General features: G+C 59.4%; 15 protein-coding genes. 3 read left to right on the top strand and 12 right to left on the bottom strand.

All coding sequences use genetic code 11. The features are described 5' to 3' along the window. Nucleotides 1–14: 14 nt before the first annotated feature. The 5 genes from kdpB to RHM56_RS05260 form a co-directional block, all read right to left on the bottom strand. On the bottom strand, nt 15–2,087 hold the full coding sequence (gene kdpB / locus RHM56_RS05280; protein WP_416194884.1) for a potassium-transporting ATPase subunit KdpB: 2,073 nt from the start codon (nt 2,085–2,087) through the stop codon (nt 15–17). A 10-nt stretch (nt 2,088–2,097) separates the two neighbouring features. After that, complete coding sequence (gene kdpA, locus RHM56_RS05275; RefSeq protein ID WP_322239272.1) at nt 2,098–3,792, bottom strand: potassium-transporting ATPase subunit KdpA; 1,695 nt, start codon at nt 3,790–3,792, stop codon at nt 2,098–2,100. A gap of 8 nt (nt 3,793–3,800) precedes the next feature. Further along, nucleotides 3,801–3,890: a K(+)-transporting ATPase subunit F gene (kdpF, locus tag RHM56_RS05270; protein WP_003446770.1), complete on the bottom strand. Its 90-nt coding sequence runs from the start codon at nt 3,888–3,890 to the stop codon at nt 3,801–3,803. A gap of 298 nt (nt 3,891–4,188) precedes the next feature. Continuing rightward, nucleotides 4,189–5,421, bottom strand: a complete 1,233-nt coding sequence (locus tag RHM56_RS05265; protein WP_322239270.1) for a hypothetical protein — start codon at nt 5,419–5,421, stop codon at nt 4,189–4,191. Nucleotides 5,422–5,448: 27 nt separating this feature from the next. After that, complete coding sequence (locus RHM56_RS05260) at nt 5,449–5,898, bottom strand: YcgN family cysteine cluster protein (protein ID WP_019410703.1); 450 nt, start codon at nt 5,896–5,898, stop codon at nt 5,449–5,451. 156 nt (nt 5,899–6,054) lie between these two features. On the opposite strand from RHM56_RS05260, the gene RHM56_RS05255 reads away from it, so the two are divergent. Continuing rightward, the gene (locus RHM56_RS05255) at nt 6,055–6,648 is read left to right on the top strand and encodes a nitroreductase family protein (RefSeq protein WP_322239268.1); all 594 of its coding nucleotides are present in this window, start codon (nt 6,055–6,057) and stop codon (nt 6,646–6,648) included. Nucleotides 6,649–6,750: 102 nt separating this feature from the next. Here RHM56_RS05255 and RHM56_RS05250 read toward each other — a convergent pair whose 3' ends face one another. The 3 genes from RHM56_RS05250 to rnd all read right to left on the bottom strand — a co-directional run bounded on the left by RHM56_RS05250 (nt 6,751) and on the right by rnd (nt 9,232). Further along, nucleotides 6,751–7,683, bottom strand: coding sequence for a D-2-hydroxyacid dehydrogenase (locus tag RHM56_RS05250; RefSeq protein ID WP_322239265.1), 933 nt, complete (start codon nt 7,681–7,683; stop codon nt 6,751–6,753). Nucleotides 7,684–7,808: 125 nt separating this feature from the next. Beyond that, on the bottom strand, nt 7,809–8,102 hold the full coding sequence (locus RHM56_RS05245) for a YcgL domain-containing protein (RefSeq protein WP_019410700.1): 294 nt from the start codon (nt 8,100–8,102) through the stop codon (nt 7,809–7,811). Then, on the bottom strand, nt 8,099–9,232 hold the full coding sequence (gene rnd / locus RHM56_RS05240) for a ribonuclease D (RefSeq protein WP_322239263.1): 1,134 nt from the start codon (nt 9,230–9,232) through the stop codon (nt 8,099–8,101). Before rnd ends, RHM56_RS05245 begins: the two co-directional genes overlap by 4 nt. A 280-nt stretch (nt 9,233–9,512) precedes the next feature. On the opposite strand from rnd, the gene ampC reads away from it, so the two are divergent. Next, on the top strand, nt 9,513–10,673 hold the full coding sequence (ampC, locus tag RHM56_RS05235; protein WP_322239261.1) for a class C beta-lactamase: 1,161 nt from the start codon (nt 9,513–9,515) through the stop codon (nt 10,671–10,673). Here ampC and RHM56_RS05230 read toward each other — a convergent pair. Further along, on the bottom strand, nt 10,670–11,314 hold the full coding sequence (locus RHM56_RS05230; protein ID WP_322239259.1) for a class I SAM-dependent methyltransferase: 645 nt from the start codon (nt 11,312–11,314) through the stop codon (nt 10,670–10,672). The two genes, ampC and RHM56_RS05230, sit on opposite strands and share 4 nt — an antisense overlap. A 135-nt stretch (nt 11,315–11,449) precedes the next feature. Next, nucleotides 11,450–12,829 carry a glutamine synthetase family protein gene (locus RHM56_RS05225; protein ID WP_322239257.1) on the bottom strand — a complete coding sequence of 460 codons (1,380 nt, stop codon included), beginning with the start codon at nt 12,827–12,829 and terminating at the stop codon, nt 11,450–11,452. A gap of 920 nt (nt 12,830–13,749) precedes the next feature. On the opposite strand from RHM56_RS05225, the gene poxB reads away from it, so the two are divergent. Continuing rightward, nucleotides 13,750–15,471, top strand: a complete 1,722-nt coding sequence (gene poxB / locus RHM56_RS05220; RefSeq protein WP_322239255.1) for a ubiquinone-dependent pyruvate dehydrogenase — start codon at nt 13,750–13,752, stop codon at nt 15,469–15,471. A 41-nt stretch (nt 15,472–15,512) separates the two neighbouring features. Here poxB and RHM56_RS05215 read toward each other — a convergent pair whose 3' ends face one another. Continuing rightward, nucleotides 15,513–16,667, bottom strand: coding sequence for an iron-containing alcohol dehydrogenase (locus RHM56_RS05215; RefSeq protein WP_322239253.1), 1,155 nt, complete (start codon nt 16,665–16,667; stop codon nt 15,513–15,515). Nucleotides 16,668–16,764: 97 nt separating this feature from the next. Further along, nucleotides 16,765–17,919: an iron-containing alcohol dehydrogenase gene (locus tag RHM56_RS05210; protein ID WP_322239251.1), complete on the bottom strand. Its 1,155-nt coding sequence runs from the start codon at nt 17,917–17,919 to the stop codon at nt 16,765–16,767. Nucleotides 17,920–17,922: the final 3 nt, after the last annotated feature.

Raw genomic sequence — 17,922 nt, 5'->3', positions numbered from 1 at the left:
TCCTCCGAAGGCGCTTAAACCAAGTGCAGCGCGGTGAGCAGCATGTCGATCAGTTTGATGCCGATAAAGGGCACCACCAGCCCGCCCACGCCATAGATCAGCAGGTTGCGGCGCAGCAAGTGCGCGGCACTCGCCGCTTGTACCCTGACGCCGCGCAAGGCCAGCGGAATCAGCACCACGATGATCAGGGCGTTGAACACGATGGCTGACAAGATCGCGCTCTGCGGACTGTTCAGGTGCATCACGTTGAGCACCCCAAGTTGCGGGTAAACCGAGGCAAACAGCGCGGGCAAGATGGCGAAATACTTGGCCACGTCGTTGGCGATGGAAAAGGTCGTCAGCGCACCGCGTGTTACCAGCAGTTCTTTGCCGATTTGCACCACGTCCAGCAGCTTGGTCGGATCGCTGTCGAGGTCGACCATGTTGGCCGCTTCACGCGCCGCCTGGGTACCATCGTTCATCGCCATGCCAACGTCAGCCTGCGCCAGCGCCGGGGCGTCGTTGGCACCGTCGCCGCACATGGCGACTAAACGGCCATCGTTTTGCTCATGGCGAATACGCGCCAGTTTTTTCTCCGGCGTGGCCTCGGCCAACACATCATCCACACCCGCTTCGGCGGCAATCGCGGCGGCAGTCAGCGGGTTGTCGCCGGTGACCATCACGGTGCGAATCCCCAGCTTGCGCAACTCGGCAAAACGCTCGCGGATGCCTGGCTTGACGACGTCTTTGAGGTGGATCGCGCCGAGCAGTCGACCTTGAGCACACACCAGCAACGGCGTGCCACCACTCTGGGCGATTTTGTCGATTTCTCGCGACAATGCGGGCAGCACTTCTGTGCGTTTCAGGCCGACAAACGCCAGCACTGAATCCACTGCGCCTTTGCGATAAATCCGACTGTTGAAGTCGATACCCGACAAGCGTGTTTCAGCCGTGAACGGCACGGCGGTGAAGTCAGACGCAGAGGGCTCAGGCAAGGTATGCGCCCCGCGAATAAACTCAACGATGGATTTGCCCTCCGCCGTCTCGTCTGCCAGTGACGCGAGCAATGCGCCTTCGGCCAGCTCTTTGGCGGTCACGCCCGGTGAAGCGTACAGCGCGGTGCAGCGACGGTTACCAAAGGTGATGGTGCCGGTTTTGTCGAGCATCAGCACGTGCACATCACCCGCAGCTTCAACGGCACGACCCGACTTGGCGATCACGTTGAGGCGCACCAGGCGGTCCATGCCCGCGATACCAATGGCGGACAGCAGCCCACCGATGGTGGTCGGAATCAGCGTGACCAGCAGCGCTACCAAAAAGACGATCGGCAGGCTGCCAGCGGCATAGTAGGCAAAGGGTTGCAGGGTCACGACCACGATCAGGAAGATCAGGGTCAGGCCGATCAGCAGAATATCCAGCGCCACTTCGTTCGGGGTTTTCTGCCGTTTGGCGCCTTCGACCAGCGCAATCATGCGGTCCAGGGTCGACTCGCCGGGGTTGGCGCTGATTCGCACCACCAGCCAGTCCGACACCAATCGCGTATTGCCGGTGACCGCCGAACGATCACCGCCCGACTCACGAATCACGGGCGCGGACTCGCCGGTAATCGCCGCTTCGTTGACGGCGGCAATCCCTTCGATGACTTCGCCGTCACCGGGGATCATCTCCCCCGCCTCAACGCGCACCACATCGCCTTTGCGCAGACGGGTGGCCGGGACGATTTCATAACCGCCCGTGGTTGCACGTCGACGTGCACTCAAGCCTACGCTGCCAGCCTTGAGGCTGTCGGCGCGGGCTTTACCCCGCCCTTCGGCCAGGGCTTCGGCAAAGTTGGCGAACAGCACGGTAAACCACAGCCACAGGGCGATTTGCACCGCCACCCCGGTGGGCACCGCAGGTTCAGGCATAAAGCACAGAAGGGTGGTGAAAATTGCCGTCAGCTCGACCACTAGCATCACAGGTGAGCGCTTGAGTTGGCGCGGGTCGAGCTTGACGAAGGCTTGCAGCAAGGCTGGGCGCCACAGGTCGGCGAACGCGGTTTTCGGTGATTCGGACGCCTTGGTTTCAGGCGTCGGTGTCAACTTTGAAACAGGAGCAGGCATAGTCATGATCGTCTCCTCAGAAGCCCAGAGTCAGTTGTTCAGCGATTGGGCCAAGGGCCAGCGTTGGCAAGAAGGTCAGGCCGCCTACCAGCAAGATGGTCACGGTCAGCAGTGCCACGAATAACGGGCCGTGGGTTGGGAACGTGTTCTGGCCAATCGGCGCGGTTTTCTTCATCGCCAGACTGCCCGCCAATGCCAGCACCGGCAGGATGTAACCGAAGCGTCCCAGCAACATGCCCAGGCTGAGCATCAGGTTGTAGAACGGCGTGTTGGCACTCAGGCCGCCGAACGCCGAACCGTTGTTGGCACTGGCCGAGGTAAAGGCGTACAGAATTTGGCTGAAACCATGGGGGCCAGGGTTACTCACGGCGGCCACCGCACTCGGCAGCACCGAAGCGATTGCCGCCAGCACCAGCACGCCGACCGGCATCACCAGCAACGTCACAACCAACAGCTGGACTTCTTTGGCTTGCAGTTTTTTGCCGAGGTATTCCGGTGTGCGGCCAATCATCAGACCGGCAAGGAACACCGCAATCAGCACGTTAAGCAACATGCCGTAGAGCCCGGCCCCCACACCCCCGAAGATCACTTCACCGACCATCATGTTGACCAGCGCGACCATCCCGCTCATAGGATTGAGGCTATCGTGCATGCCGTTGACTGAGCCATTGGAGGCTGCGGTCGTGGTTTCGGCCCACAGCACAGTGCCGGTGGTGCCAAAACGGACTTCCTTGCCTTCCTGCGGGGCGGCTTGTTGAACCAGCGGGCTGTTCAGCGCCGGGTTGGGTTGGTATTCGGCGTACAGCGCGGTGCCGCCGCCGATCAAGAACAACGCCAGCATGCAAGCGATGATGGCTCGGCTCTGGCGCAGGTCTTTGACGTAATGGCCAAAGGTATACACCAGTGCTACCGGGATCAGGATGATCGAGGCCAGCTCAAACAAGTTGCTCCAGGCGCTCGGGTTCTCGAACGGGTGCGCCGAGTTCACCCCAAAGAAACCACCGCCGTTGGTGCCCAGTTGCTTGATTGCAATCTGGCTCGCGGCCGGGCCCAGCGGGATCACTTGATCCACGCCCTGCATCGTCACCGCATTCACGTAATGAGCAAAGGTTTGTGGCACGCCCTGCCACACCAAAAACAGTGCCAGCACCAGGCACATGGGCAGCAAGCCGTAGAGCGTGGCGCGGGTCATGTCAGCCCAGAAGTTACCCAAGGTTTGCGCCGAACGACGACCAATACCCCGGCACAACGCGACCAATACCGCCAGACCGGTCGCTGCGCTGACGAAGTTTTGCACCGTCAGGCCAGCCATTTGACTGAAGTAACTGAGCGAGGCTTCGCCGCTGTAACTCTGCCAGTTGGTATTGGTGACAAAACTCACCGCCGTGTTGAACGCCAGCGTCCACTCCTGCCCCGGCAAGTGTTGCGGGTTGAGCGGCAGGTACTGCTGAAACAGCAGAATCACAAACAGGATTACAAAGCCTGCGAGGTTAAAGGCCAGCAAAGCCAATGTGTATTTCTGCCAGCTTTGTTCGCTGCTCGGGTCAACCCCGGCGACGCGATAGCAAAGCTTTTCGACAGGGCCCAATACGGGCGTCAGCCAGGTACGCTGGCCTTCCATCACCTTGTAGTAAAAGCGCCCCAGCCACGGCGCTGGCAATAACACCAGAACGAAGAAAGCCAGAATCAGCGCATAGTCATAACTGTGCATACCCGCTCCTAGTTCCGATCTGCGCGCAACAGCGCAACCAGCAGATAAACGAACAGCCCCACTGCTAACAGCAGGGACACCCCATCCAGAACGCCCATGACAACTCTCCCAAGGCGGCATGTGCCGCGTGTAGGAAGAGTGTGTGCAATGTGCGCGTAAAGGATCGAGATCGAGCGGGATGCGGGGGCGTAAAGAAGGTGTAAAGACTTAAAATCGATACATAAATTAACGGCGAACAGAGGTGCTCGCCTGTTGGAGCGTATGGCCTGTTTTAATTTTTACTTGATCATTACTCGCTGACCATAAGCCTGCGGCGACATTCTTCAGTTAAAAAAACAGTGTCGACTTCATTCCCCTGCCTGAATACCTAGCAGATCTGATAGGTCAAACCTGCCATCAGCGCAACAACGGGCTATCCAGCACCTCAGATTGCCCGCCCAACACGCTTTCACTCAGTTGGATAAACGACTGGGTATTGACCTTGTCCATGCGCATCAACGCCTGGCTGACGTCATCCAGCGAACGCTTGTTATGGGTTTGCAAACGGATTTCGCGGTCCAGCGCCTGCAACAACATCACCGCCCGCGCCACCATTGGCGGGTTGGTTTGTGCGCCCCGCAGGTGGGTTACGCCTTTGCCGACAGCGTTAAGCCTGTGTTGCAGTGCTTGGTAACGCTCCTCGCTCATGCCCCCGGCACGGCGCAACAACTCAATGGCGTAGTATTCGCTCAGCCCTTCGCCGATCCAGTCATGGCCCGGCTCATCATTGATACCGCTGAACACCTGCACCACTTCACGCAATAGCGGGCTGCTGCCGCTCTCGCTGACCAGCGGCAGGCCACTGTAGAGATAAATCGAGTTGCGCGCCGCCGTGCTGCCTTTCCACATCGGGCTGCCCGCGCCGACGATCAACAGTTTTGGCGGATTACGTGGAAATACCGCCTGTACTTGCGGCCAGACAAAAGTCAGCAGGGTCAATACATCCATGCGGTGCATGCCCTGCCCCTGCGGTGCGCTAACCGTGACTTCAGTTTCGCCCAAGGTGGTGCGGCGGCTGCCCAAGGTGCCTGCAAGTATCCAGCCCGTTGGCCGGTCGAACAGACGCGATACATCGTTGATCCGGAAGCGGTTTTTACCGATGCGCGGCCACGCGGTTTCAACGCTTTTCCAGCCCTTGGGCAGTTCAAACTCCAGACGCGAAACCAGTTCGGTGCCATCTTGCTGATCAAGGCTGGCAGGCGGGATCAGTTGCTCGCCGCGAAACAGTGCCCATTTCGGGGTAATGCGAGTGTCAAAACTGCCGTTTTTGAGTGGATGATTCAGCTGCACGCGGTAGCTCAGGCTGGCCTTGCCCGGCGCCGGGTGCCACAGGCCACGGCTGTGCTGCGGGTCGGCGGTCAATTGCCATTGGCCGTCTGCCTTGAAATCGCTGTAATTGCCGGGAACCCCCAGATCGAAGTCCAGGCTGCGCACAGCCGAACCTTCAGCCAAGGTCACCCGCACTTGCGCCTGATCGCTCTGCGGCAACAGTTGCACGTGGTAATCCAGATCAACCTTTTGGGCTGCCCAAAGCGGGCTGCTGACTATTAATAGCAGCACACCCAGAGGCCATTTGTAACGCAGCGGCATACAGACTCCTTGTCACCGCCCTGGCATTTAGCCAGCGCGAAAAATCAAATGATCTTCCCAGTCGTCTTCCGGCACGCTGCCTTCGGCGAGCATGCGCCCTGATTGTGAAATTCGCTCGTGGTGCACCGCATCCGGATCACCGCAGACCAAAGGGTGCCAGAGCGGCAGGTCCTTGCGCTCGCTGACCAGTCGGTAGCCGCAGGTGGGCGGCAGCCACTTGAACTCTTCAGCCTTGCCGGGTGACAGCTGGATGCAATCCGGCACGCTGTCACGGCGATTCGGGTAGTCGGTGCACTGGCAGGTTTTCAGGTCGAGCAATTTGCAGGCAATGCGCGTGTAGTAGACGCTGTTGTCGTCTTCATCCTCAAGCTTTTGCAGGCAACACAGGCCACAGCCGTCGCACAGCGACTCCCATTCCTCTTGATCGAGTTGATCGAGGGTTTTGCGGATCCAGAAGGGTTTAACGATTGCGGCCATGGCTCAAACATCAACATCAGAGAGTGGAAAAGGCCGCCAGTCTAGTGCCCAAGCTGCCGTGGGCCAAGCGCTTGTGACTGACGGTGTAACAGGACTTGTCAGCTTGCAGACATGACAGTAGTTTTGCTGCTGGTCAAATCCACTCAGGAAACTCGAATGCCAGCCTCCAATCGCATTGCCGAACACCCGATTCACGAGCAGTTCACCCAGCGCTGGTCGCCGCGCGCCTTCACCGACGCCAGCATCGACAAACCCACTCTGCTGAGCTTTTTCGAAGCCGCTCGCTGGGCGCCGTCGGCTTACAACGCGCAACCTTGGCGCTTTCTGTTCGCGCTGCGCGGTACACCAGAATTCGATCGCTACTTGAGCCTGCTGATTGAGTTCAACCAGGGCTGGGCCAAGCACGCTGCGGCGCTGGTGGTGATTGTGTCGAAGACGACTTTCGCCGCACCGGGCAGCACGGAAGAAAAACCAGCCCCTACCCATGCGTTCGACACAGGTGCTGCCTGGGGCCACTTGGCGTTGCAAGCGCACTTGAGCGGCTGGCACACTCACGGCATGAGCGGCCTGGATTTTGAACGGGCCCGCACAGAGCTGAAGATCCCTGAGGGCTATGAAGTTCAGGCCATGGTTGCTATCGGCAAGCTGGGCGACAAGGGCAGTTTGGTGGATTACCTGCAAGCCAAGGAAGTGCCAAGCCAGCGCGAGCCTTTGAGCAAGCTGGTGGCCGAGGGCGATTTTAGTCTGTAACGGTATTTCCCTTTAGGAGCGAGTTTGTCTCACGATCTTTAAAGCTTTAAAAGAGCGCAAGACAAGCTCGTTTCTACGCAGGGCGGTACGAGCAAACGGCTGTCAGTAGCCGCGTTCGAAGTCCACTTCACCCCGTATTGGCTCACCTGCCTGATACGCGCGCAGGTTGTCGATAAACAATTGCACCATCAACGGCGGCGAGGTCGGCGCCGAGCTGTGCCCGGTGAGCAGCAAGCCCCAGGCTGTCCAGAACGGGTGTTTGGCCGGCAAGGGCTCTTGCCGGCAAACGTCAATAATGGCCCCTGCCAAATGCCCCTGACGCAAGGCCTCAACCAGGTCGGCATCGACCACGGCCACCCCCCGCCCGGCATTGATGAAAACGCCGTTGGGGTTGAACTGCGCAAACAGTTCGGCATCGTACAGGTCGTGGGTTTCAGGGGTGTCGGGCAGCAAGTTGATCACGTAATCCATCTGTGCGACCAAACGCGGCAGGTCGCTCAAGACCGCGACTTCTTTGAACGGTGCTTGCTCGCGCCCAGCGCTGGCAATGGCGTACAACTCAACCCCGAACGGTTGCAGAAACTGCGCCACTGTCTGGCCAATGTCCCCGGCGCCGACGATCAAGACTTTGCGCCCGACCAGGCTCTGGCCCGTGCGGCTGTCCCATTTGCGCTCAACCTGGCTGACCAGGCGCGCCATGACTTCACGTTCATGACCGAGCATGTAGGTCAGCACGTATTCGGCCATGACTTGGCCAAAAATGCCGACTGCACGGCTCAAGCGGTACTCGCGCCCAAGCCCTTCGGCCAATAGAGGCGTAATACCCGCCCAGGTCGATTGCAACCATTGCGGCTTATGCCCTTGGCGCAACAGGGTGGCCATCAGGTCCGGCTGGCCCAGCCACACGGGGCAGTCAGCAGCCAACTCGGCCAATTTCGCTGAGTCGCCGCTGGTGTGCACTTCCAGTTCCGGCGCTGCTTGTTGCAAGAGTTGGGCATAGAGAGAGTAATCGTGCTCGGCAATCAGGACGCGCATGCTTCTAACCTTCTAAAACCACTGCCAGTGCCCATCGCTCAGGTTTGCCCCGCTGCGTTCGGCCACCGTCAATCAAATTGAGTCTGTGGAGACAAGCGCCCGGAACCGGGCACTTGGCGCTGCATTTACATCGGGTCGTTGCGACGCAACAACTCTTCGGGCAAGTGCTCGATGTATTCGTCTTCAGCGGGCGGCATTTGCAGGTGGTAGCCCTGGGTCTCAAGGTTTTCCAGCACCTTGACGATGTCTTCCCGATTGAGCTTGCGCTCTGGGGTCAGGACCAGATCAAACGCGTGGATGGGCTTGCCAAATGCCAGCATCAGGGTCTCTGGCACACGCTCCAAAGCATCGGCCTTGAGCACGTAGAGGTACATTTCATTGCGTTTGGTGCTGCGATAGATCGAGCAAATACGTTTCAAGACGGTTCTCCAGCATTGGCCAGGCAATCCAGCAACGCCTGGCCCATCAATTCACGGCGCCAGCCGCGCAGTGAATCGGGCAATTGATAAGGGCCCTCGGGGAAGCCGCTTTTGAGCAGGGCGTCCAGGGTTTTCTTGCGCAGCATCAGCTCCGGCGCAATGTTCAGGCGCTCGGCTTCGGCCTGGCCCACGGCGCGCAGGCGTTTAATCAACACAGCAGCCTCAACCGGCAACGGCTCAGGCACGGCAGGTGGCCATTGCTCCGGCGGCAGGCTGCCTGCACGTTTGATCAGATCGAGCAGAAACTCGCCATCCTGACGCACGGTGCGCGGGTGCATGTCTTCGATACGCGCCAGCGATACCAGGTTATCGGGCTGCGTTTTGGCCAATGGCCACAGCGCATGTTCACGAACCACGCGATTGCGCGGCAGGTCGCGAGCACGGGCTTCTTGCTCGCGCCAAGCGCAGATTTCACGCAATACCGCGAGTTGGCCACGAGAAAGCTTCCAGGCCAGTTTGGCCTCGCGATACACCTCGTACGGGTCAACTTCGCGGCGCAGGTTGGCCACCAGTTCAGCGCCGTCCTCAAGCACCCAGTTGTACTTTTCATCCGACAGACGCGGACGCAATTGCACATAGACTTCCGCCAGATGCTGGGCATCTTCGGCGGCGTAACTGACCTGCGTTTCAGACAGCGGGCGCTGTAACCAGTCGGAGCGGGTTTCACCTTTTGGCAGGTCGAGGTCGAGCACCTCTTTGACCAGACGCGAATACCCCATGGAGAAACCCAGGTTCAGGTAGGCCGCTGCCAGTTGGGTGTCGAACAAAGGGACCGGCAGACTGCCAGTCAGGCGCAACAGGACTTCCAGGTCTTCACTGCACGCGTGCAGCACTTTAACCACTGCCGGGTTTTCCAGCAGGGCGGCCAGAGGCTGCCAATTGTCGATGGTCAAGGGGTCAATCAGGTAGGCCCGTTCGCCGTCGCCAATCTGAATCAGGCCGGCAATCGGGTAGAAAGTGTCGACCCGCATAAATTCGGTGTCGAGGGCGACGAATGGCAAGTGCTGCCATTCGGCACAATGCTGGCCGAGGCTATCGTTGTCGCAAATCCAGTGAATATCGATGGCCACACGGCTCTCCCTTGAAGAATGGCGCGCAGTATATATCGGCGCCAGGTGTTTCCGGACATTGACTCACCGTCTTGGCGACGAAAAAGCCTACACAACAACAAGTAATAGCCTTCACCACTTAAGCTTTTTTTGCCGGTAATCTCCCGACTCACATGCCCCAGTGCATGGCGAGCCCTTAAATAGCGCTCGTTGCATTGGCCGCACAGGCATCGTTACGAAACATGACGTGACAAGGTAATCAGGCGTTTTATCCCTTTCATTAGAGTCGAGACTGTCCCGTATGAGCATTACCCGAAAACTGTCCGCGGTTGCTGTCTCGGTACTGGCACTGAGTGCGTTCACCCAAGCGGCTCAGGCGCAGAACATCGCTTCTGATCAAGAAGCCCGCGTGCAACAAGCCGCCAAGGCGGTGATGCAGCAGTACGCGATTCCCGGAATGGTGATTGCTATCAGCAACAACGGCCAGCAGCACTTCTATAGCTTCGGCGTCGCGTCAAAAACCACACAGGCCAATGTCACGCCCGACACGCTGTTTGAAATGGGCTCTATCAGCAAGCTGTTTACTGCCACGTTAGCCTCCTATGCCCAGGTCAAAGGGCTGCTGTCATTCTCAGACCCGGTCAGTGACTACCTGCCGCACTACAAAGGCAGCGCATTTGGCCAGGTTGCCCTCCTGCATCTGGCCACGCACACGGCGGGAGGCTTCCCGCTGCAAGTGCCTGACAACGTGCAAAACGATCACCAATTGCAGGACTACCTCATCGCCTGGAAGCCGACCTATCCGGCCGGCACTCAACGATCCTATGCCAACCCCAGCATCGGCATACTGGCCGTGATTGCGGCCAAAAGCATGAAGCAGACGTTTTCGCACGCCCTGCAAAAAACCTTGTTCCCCGCGCTGGGCCTGAACAACAGTTACCTGCAAGTACCGGAAAACAAAATGGCGCTGTATGCCCAGGGCTATAACAAACAGGATGCGGCGGTGCGGCTCAATCCAGGCGTCTTGGCCGACGAAGCCTATGGCGTGAAAACCAGCGCTCGCGACCTGATTGATTTTGCGCAACTGAACATGGGGCTCGGCAAGGTTGAGGCCGATCTGCAACGGGCCATTACCAACACTCACACAGGCTACTTCCAGATTGGGCCCATGACGCAAGACCTGGTCTGGGAGCAATACCCCTACCCGGTCACCCTGGAGCACTTGCTGGAGGGTAACGCTGACCAAATGGCCTACGAGAGTAACAAGGCGATTGTTCTGAACCCGGTGCTGGCACCTCAGCAAGCGGTATGGCTCAACAAGACTGGATCAACGTCGGGCTTTGGCAGCTATATCGCGGTGGTGCCCGCAAAAAAGCAGGCGGTGGTGATACTGGCCAACAAGAACTACCCCAACAGCGCTCGCGTAGAACTGGCCTACACGATTTTCAAAACGTTGAATTAAGCGCCCTTGCGCAACACATAAATGCTGCCTTGCGCACCGCCGGGCAGCACGTCGTAGTGCTTGAGAATACTGAAACCGGCCTGTGCAAACTGCCCTTCTATCTCGTGCTTGCTGATCACGATCCGCGGGCTGCCGCGCTGTGCTGAGGGCCGCCCCACACACACCGACACGATCAAACTGTCGCGGCTCACTCGATAAAACTCACGCAGGAGCGTCAGGCGATGTTCGCTGTCACCGACATGGTGAAACAACTGCATGCAAAAGATGCTGTCCACGGCGTTTTCGGACATCTCGATGGAAAACACCGAGCTTTTAAACAGCGTGATTCGCTTCAGCAGGCTGGCCGAGTGATGCGTCTGGGCATGGTCGAGCATGCCTTGCGAAGAGTCGGCGGCCAGAATGACCCGATTGGTGTGTTCGGCCAGCAGCGGCCAAAAACGTCCGGCACCGCAGGCAACATCCAGCACCAGACCCGGCTCACCCGCGACTTTCAGCGCTCGGCGCACGAGCCGTTGTTCCCGCCACATAGCCAAACGCTGGCCGAGCCCTCGCGGCCGAGCTTCGCGACAGAACTGTGCGTGCTCGCGGTCGTAGCGTTCGGCAAACTCTAGCTCAATGGTGGACGGTGGCTGCAACGACATGGCCCGCTGACTCTTGTGTTTAATGATATTCGACACAAAGATTAACGGGCTGCCAGTGAAAAAATTGTCAGAAAAGTATGAAAACCAAGGAGGCTGGGTCAAACCTGAGGCGGGGGATGCCCGCCCGCGTCGGCATCACGCTTGCTGCAAGTACCAGCGCCAGTCTTGCTCGCCCACCTCGCCCATGAATTGGCGGTATTCGCCATTTTTCACAGCCAGGTAGACCTTCAAGAATTCAGGCCCGAAGGCTTCTTTGGCCCATTCAGAGCCTTGCAGCGCGCGCAAGGTGGTCAGCCAGTCGGTCGGTAGCATTTCTGTGGCTTGGGCGTAACCGTTACCTTCGATCGGCGCTCCCGGATCGCGTTGTTCACGAATGCCGCGATGGATGCCCGCCAGAATCGCCGCAGCCGCCAGGTAGGGGTTGGCATCTGCACCGCAAATTCGGTGTTCGATGTGCCGCGAACTGGCCGGGCCACCCGGCACGCGCAAACTGACGGTGCGGTTGTCGACGCCCCAGGTCGCGGCCAGTGGTGCGTAGCTGTTGCTCTGGAAACGACGATAGGAGTTGGCGTTCGGGCAAAACATCAGTAATGAGTCCAGCAGGGTGCTGAGCATGCCGCCCACCGCCTGTTTAAGCAGTGGTGTGCCTTCGGGCGCTTCGCTGGCGAACAGGTTATTACCCTGTTCATCGGCCAGGCTCACGTGCATGTGCATCCCGGTGCCCGCCAGGTCATCAAAGGGCTTGGCCATAAAGCAGGCCGTCATGCCATGTTTGTGCGCTACACCTTTTACCAAGCGCTTGTAACGCACCGCTTCGTCCATGGCTTGCAGGGCATCGCTGCGATGTTCAAGGGTGATTTCAACCTGCCCCGGCGCGTACTCGGAGATCGCCGTGCGCGCCGGGATTCCTTGCAATTTGCAGGCGCTGTACAAATCAGCCAGAAACGGCTCGATTTGCTCAAGTTCGCGCAGCCCATAGACTTGCGTCGCACGGGGACGCTGACCATCGGCATCGCGCGCCGGTTGCGGGCGACCGTTGCTGTCGCGCTGCTGGTCGAGCAGGTAGAACTCGAGTTCGGCGGCCATCACCGGGTAGTAACCATCGGCCTTGAGACCATCAATGACCTTGGCCAACAAGTGCCGAGGATCGGCCACGGTGGCGGGCATGCCTTGTTGCGGGTGCATGCTGACTTGCACCGCCGCCGTCGGGATCAAGCGCCATGGCATGCGTTGCAAGCTGCCGCTGATGGGATAGGCCCGACAATCGATGTCACCCACTTCCCACACCAACCCGGTGTTTTCAATGTCATCGCCATTGATGCTCAGGCCCAGAATCGTGCTGGGCAGCGGCCGCCCACTTTCATAGACCGCTATCAGCTCATCGCGGTGCAGCAACTTGCCCCGTGGGACGCCGTTGTTATCGATGATGAACAGCTCAAACATCTCGATATCCGGATTGTGCTCCAGGAAGTCCAGGGCTTCTTGCAGCGGGGCAAACGCGGTCGTGGCACTCATGAGAATTACTCGTCATTACGTATCAGGCAGGCGCACAGGCGCGCCAATGTGGCTGCTCCCCCTCTAGGGCGCAGGCATTCAAGACTTAACGGGTCATTCGAGTATCCGGCGGGCGGGCATGACGGCAGTGGAACAAGGCCCAAAAGGCCAATTTGGAAGGGAGTGGGCAACGGCTGGAGGGTGACGGGGCAACATGACGTAAACGCACGCCACGCAACACGGGAGTCTGCGACACATCGCGTCGTTCAAGCTCACCGCGTAAACAACCCATACCTTCGACCTTGGTCAACACTGAGCCCGTAGCCTCACACGACTGGGTGTGCAGATGCAACACAGTGTTTCAGACATTTGGTTATGGTTTGACTAAACATTGCGGGCGTCCGCTCCCGCAATCCAACGGCAGCGCTCTGTGTGCAGGCAAACAGCCCTGTAGTCGCTGCCGAAGGCTGCGATCTGTCGCGAAGCGGCAGCGCTCTGTGTACATATCCGTTTGATGCGCAACGGCTTTTTACGGGTTTCGCCCTTACGGCGAGGCACTTTTGGCAAACAGCCCCAAAAGTACCCAAAAGGTCCTTGCCCCTGCGTACGGCCTTCGCTTCGCTCAGGTTCCCTCGCGCAGGTTAGCTCCGTGGGCACGCCGCGACGGGCCATCCTTGGCCCAGCGCGGCTCTCCCGGCATCCATGCCGGTCGACCCACTGCGCAGAACCTCCACTCGGCCTCCCGATGGGGCGGGTAGGTCAAGGTCAAAAGCCAGATCAACTACCAGATCAATTGCCAATCGCAGATGAACACATTTTCATCGAACGTTTTAAAAAACGGCAAGGTCGGATGCAGTGTCTATTCTGCTTGGGCATCGGGTTGCAACAGGCAACACAGTGAGTCTAGGCCATCTTTTTTCTTACTTTTCGAGGCGTCTTCCATGTCCAGAACTGTGGCTGATTTCATCACCGAGACTTTGCAGCAAGCTGGCGTCCAGCGCGTGTATGGCGTGGTCGGCGACTCTTTGAACGGTTTCACGGACTCGCTGCGCCGCCAGGAGCAGATCAAGTGGATTCACATGCGCAACGAAGAGGCCGCCGCTTTTGCCGCGGGCGCTGAGGCTCATTTAACCGGCGAGCTGGCCGTGTGCGCTGGCAGTTGCGGCCCCGGCAATCTGCATTTGATCAACGGCCTGTTCGACGCCCATCGCAGCGGCGTGCCGGTGCTGGCCTTGGCAGCACATATCCCGGGCAGCGAAATCGGCATTGATTACTTTCAGGCCACGCACCCCGAAAGTCTGTTCAAGGAGTGCAGCCATTACGTGGAGCTGGTGTCGCGGCCCGAGCAATTGCCGCAGATTCTCGAACGCGCCATGCGTGTCGCCATCGCCAAACGCGGTGTGGCGGTGGTTGTGATCCCCGGCGATGTGGCGCTGCAAGCCACCGAGGCCAAGGTGCCGAACTGGCTCACACCCACTCAGCCGCTGATTCGCCCGAGCGACAGCGATATTGATGAGCTGGCGTCGTTTCTCAATGACGGTAAAAAAGTCACCCTGCTGTGCGGCGCCGGTTGCGCAGATGCCCACACCGAAATTCTGGCCCTGGCCGAACGTCTGAATGCACCGATTGTGCATGCGCTGCGTGGCAAGGAGCATGTCGAGTACGACAACCCGTATGACGTCGGCATGACCGGGCTGATCGGCTTTGCGTCGGGTTATCTGGCCATGAAGCACTGCGACACGTTGCTGATGCTCGGCACTAACTTCCCGTATCGCCAGTTCTACCCCGAACACGGCCACATCGCACAAATCGACCTGCGCTCTGAAGCACTGGGCAATCGCTGCGGCCTGGAGTTGGGCTTGATCGGTGATGTGAAGCTGACGTTGCAGGCCGTGCTGCCCAAGCTGGCGCAGAACCTCGAACGCGACCACTTGGATAGCGCCCTCAAAGATTACAAAAAAGCCCGCGAAGACCTCGACGCTCTGGCCGAAAGCGGGCCCGACAGTTCAATCATTCACCCGCAGTACCTGAACCGGCTGGTCAGCGAGCTGGCCGATGAAGACGCTATTTTCACCTGTGACGTCGGCACGCCCACCGCGTGGGCCGCGCGCTACCTGAAAATGAACGGCCAGCGACGCCTGATCGGCTCGTTTAACCACGGCTCAATGGCCAACGCCATGCTGCAAGCCATCGGCGCGCAAGCCACTTTCCCGTATCGCCAGGTTATTTCGATGTCTGGCGACGGCGGTTTCACCATGATGATGGGCGACTTTTTGACCCTGAATCAGGTCGGGTTGCCGGTCAAAGTCATTGTGCTGAATAACGGCACCCTGGGCTTTGTCGAAATGGAGATGAAGGCAGCGGGCTTCCCGGATGTGGGCTGTGACCTGAACAACCCGAACTTTGCTGCGATGGCCGAAGCGATGGGGGTCAAGGGTATTCGCGTCGAGCACCCGTCCGAGCTGGAAGCGGCCTTGCGTGAAGCCTTCAGCCATGACGGCCCGGTGCTGGTCGACGTGGTCAGCGCCCGCCAGGAACTGGTGATGCCACCCACCAAAACCTTTGAGCAAGCCAAGGGCTTTAGCCTGTTTATGCTCAAAACGGTGATGGATGGCCGAGCCCGCGAGTTGATTGATTTGGCCAAGGTCAATCTGTTGCGTTAGATAACGCTGCGGCGCCTTCGGGTGCCGCTGCTCTCACTGACTTAAAAAACACGTCGATAGATTGCCTCGACGTCTTGCTCGTCCATGTCTCGCGGGTTGCTGTCGATCAAGCGCCGAATCCCCACCACGACCTCTGAGGCCATGACAGCGAGTGACGCCTCATCCACCTTCAAGTCGGACAATTTGAGTTCCAGACCGCTGTCGCAAACCAGGCTTTCTATAGCCTGGACGAAGGCTTCGGCGGCACTGGCCTCGTCATCAAAATGCACGCCCGGCAACACATGCGCCGCCAGTTCGGCGTATTGGCGCTGCGCGCTGAGCAGGTTGAAGCGGATCACCGGGGCCATGACCAAGGCGTTGGCGTGCCCATGGGGAATGTGGAAACGGGCACCCAGCGGATAAGCCAGCGCATGAATCGCCGCCACTGAGGCGTTGACGAACGCCATGCCCGCCATCAACGAACCTTGCAGCATGGCGGTACGCGCTTCGAGGTCTTTGCCATCAGCCAGTACCTTGCGCAAGTTGGCGCTAAGCAAAGCCAGTGCGGCAGTCGCCAGACCATCTGAAATCGGGTTTTTACGCGTACGGCTGGTGTAGGCCTCAATGGCGTGAACCATGGCATCCAGCCCCGTGGCCGCAGTGACTTTCGGCGGCAGGCCCAGGGTCAGTTGCGGGTCGAGCACCGCCACATCCGGCAGCAGCTGAGGCGAGTACACGGCCTGTTTCTTATTCTGCGGGTCGGTGATCACCGATACCCAAGTGACTTCCGAACCCGTGCCCGAGGTCGTCGGCATCAGCACCAGCGGCGCACGCTGGCCAAGGGCCTTGTCGGTGCCGTACAACTCGTGCAGCGGTTGCTCGCTGTTGATCAACAACGCGACCAGTTTGGCTGCATCCAGCGAGCTGCCACCGCCCAGTCCCAATACGCCATCGGCCTTGAATGCCCGCGCTTGACTCGCGGCTTGCTCTACCACTGTTGATGACGGGTCGGGGGTCACTTGATCAAACACCGCCACTTCACAGCCGGATGCTTCAAGCACCGCTTGAGCCCGGCCGGCAAACCCCAGGCTGACGATGCCCGGGTCGCACACCACGATCACCCGTTGCGCGCCCAAGCCTCTAAAGACATAGCCGATTTCTTGCAGTGCCCCGGCCTCGCAGATGACGCGCGGCACACTCCTGAATTCATGGTTCATCGCTGACTCCTGTTGACTGATGAATAACTGCTTTTGTAGGAGCGAGCTCGTCTCGCGATCTTTTGATCGTTTAAAAGATCACGAGGCAAGCTCGCGCCTACAACACCGAGGTGTAGATAGCGTGGATGTCGTCGCGGTTAAGCGGGCGCGGGTTGTTGATCAACAGTCGCTCGATTTTCAACGCGTCGTCGGTCAGTTGATCGAGGTCCTCTGCGGTCACGCCCACTTCATTCAGACGCTGGGCAAACGGCATGCGCGCGACCAGTCGGGTCATGAACCCGATGAAGTGATCACAGGCCTCACTGGTATTGGCAAAGCGCTCTTGCGGCAACACCGCTGAGGCCAATTGCGCGTACAACGCTTCGGCTGCCGGGCGATTGAAGTTCAGCACCGGCACCAGCACCAGCGCGTTACTCAGACCGTGGGGCACGTGAAAATGCCCGCCCAGCGGATAGGCCAGCGCATGCACCGCCGCCACCGGCGCATTGGCGAATGCCATGCCCGCCAGCATCGAGCCCAGCAGCATGTTTGAGCGCGCCTGCAAATCACCCGGCTCGGCCAGCACGCGGTCCATGTTCGCCGCCAGCAGGGTCAGCGCCTGCACCGCCAGGCCATCGGACAACACGTTCTTTTTGTGCACGCTGGTGAAGGACTCGATGGCGTGCACCATCGCATCGACGCCGGTCATGGCGCTGACGGCAGCGGGCAATCCGACCGTCAGACGGGCATCGAGCAATGCAATGTCGGGGTAGAGCAACGGGCTGACCACGCCCTTTTTCTCGTGGCTCGGGGTGGTCACAATGGCCACTGCCGTGACTTCCGAGCCGGTGCCCGCGGTGGTCGGGACCTGGATCAGCGGCAAACGCGGGCCCTTGGCCAGACCGATGCCGTAGATGTCCTCCAGCCGCTGTTCGTGGCCGCAGAGCAAAGCCACCAATTTGGCGATGTCCAGCGAACTGCCACCGCCTAAACCGATCACCGCCTGAGCGCGACACTCACGCGCCACCGCCACGGCGTCTTCGACGCAGGCCACCGGCGGGTCCGCCTGCACATCGCTGTACAACGTGACCTGCAAGCCGCTGTCACGCATGGCCTGCATGGGCGCATCGAGCAAGCCCGCGCGCAGCAGGCCGGGGTCGCTGACCAGCAACACCCGCTCGGCATTCAGCTCTCGGCACAAGGCGCCAAGGCGTAGCGCGCCATCAATTTCGCAGATCACCCGCGGTGTGGTTTCAAAGGTAAATTTCAACATGAT

It is taken from the genome of Pseudomonas sp. CCC3.1 (genome assembly GCF_034347405.1).
In the GTDB taxonomy this organism is placed as follows: Bacteria; Pseudomonadota; Gammaproteobacteria; order Pseudomonadales; family Pseudomonadaceae; genus Aquipseudomonas.
Note: the sequence above shows the minus strand (reverse complement) of the source record. Positions and strands in the feature narration are given on the sequence as shown.